1 protein-coding gene and 1 pseudogene are annotated in these 946 nt (G+C 68.9%); both read right to left on the reverse strand.

Annotation, left to right across the window (positions count from 1 at the left end; all coding sequences use genetic code 11):
- Nucleotides 1–752, reverse strand: a 752-nt coding sequence (locus PUR56_RS03775; protein ID WP_329947840.1) for a carbohydrate ABC transporter permease, incomplete at its 3' end; no start/stop codon positions are given.
- Nucleotides 749–946, reverse strand: a pseudogene (locus tag PUR56_RS03780) (sugar ABC transporter permease); the annotation flags it as partial. The gene PUR56_RS03775 and the pseudogene PUR56_RS03780, both read right to left, overlap by 4 nt.

Consider the following 946-nt stretch of genomic DNA (forward strand, 5'->3'; position numbering starts at 1 on the left):
ACCGGGATCGCGGCCAGCACGGAGCCGGCCATCAGGAGATCCCAGCGGGGGGCGAACTGGTTCTGGAACTGGGCCAGTCCGACGGGCAGCGTGCGCAGCATCTCGTTGTTGGTGACCAGCGAGGGCCAGGCGAACTCGCCCCAGGTCCACATGAACTTCAGCACCGCGACGGTGCCCAGTGCCGCCCAGGAGTTGGGGAGCAGGATGCTCACCAGGGTGCGCAGCCGGCCGGCGCCGTCGATGGCGGCGGCCTCGTCGAGCTGGACGGGCAGCGTCACGAAGTGCTGGCGCAGCAGGAAGATGCCGGTGGGGCTGGCCAGGAAGGGGATGATCAGCGCCCAGTAGGTGTCGATCCAGCCGAGGTCGCGCATCACCAGGTACAGCGGGACGAGGATGACCTGGGTGGGGATCATCAGCGTCGCGAGGATCAGGGTGAGGACGGCCTGCCGGCCGCGGAAGGGGATCCGGGCCAGGCCGTAGGCGGCGAGGGTGTCGAACACCAGGTTGCCGGCCACGACGGCGCCGGCCACCAGTACGGAGTTGACGAACCACTGGCCGAACGGGAAGGCCGAGAGGACCTCCCGGTAGGCGCCCAGGGTCAGGCTCCCGGGGATCAGGTGCCGCCCGTTGCCGACCAGTTCCTCCAGGGGCTGGAAGGAGGTCAGCAGCATCCAGAGCACCGGGAGTCCGGCGAAGACGCCGGCGACGGTCAGCCACAGCGTCGGGGCGAGACGCTTCGGGGACTTGCTCACGACTCCTCCCGGGAGGTCAGCTTCAGCCGGACGAGGGTGATCGTCAGGAGGACCACGAACAGGACCACCGAGGCGGCGGAGGCGACGCCCACGTCGGTCAGCAGGCGGGTGTAGATGAACGTGACGACGGTCAGCGTCGCGGTTCCCGGACCGCCTTCGGTCATCACCCACACCTGGTCGAACACCTTGAAGGA

The organism is Streptomyces sp. BE303 (assembly GCF_036290945.1).
Taxonomy (GTDB): domain Bacteria; phylum Actinomycetota; class Actinomycetes; order Streptomycetales; family Streptomycetaceae; genus Kitasatospora.